This is a genomic window from Lacinutrix salivirga, from assembly GCF_053604675.1.
This window is the reverse complement of the sequence record NZ_JBSHNP010000053.1, coordinates 1-266: the sequence shown is the minus strand read 5'-3', so window position 1 is coordinate 266 and position 266 is coordinate 1. Positions and strand designations below refer to the sequence as shown.

1 protein-coding gene is annotated in these 266 nt (G+C 41.7%); it reads right to left on the bottom strand.

What is annotated here, in order from left to right:
- Positions 1-266 (bottom strand): Ig-like domain-containing protein (locus ACVC5O_RS01815; protein ID WP_452219755.1); only part of this gene is annotated, 266 nt, incomplete at both ends.

The window sequence follows — 266 nt, the reverse complement described above, 5'->3', positions numbered from 1 at the left end:
TCTACCACTACTGGTGTGTCTTCGTCTGTGGTTGTTGTATCGTCTTCTACATCTACAATTGGTGCTATGCTTACCTCTACTTCTGCTGTATCACAGTTTGGTGTTGGTGTTGCATTATCACATACTGTATATTCAAACGTATCTGTTCCATTGTATCCTGGGTTTGGTGTGTAGGTTACTACATCATCACTTGGATCGTTTGGTGTATTGTTTGGATCGGTTATGACTACGGTTCCATTGGTTGGTGGTGTTGTGATTGCGATTGT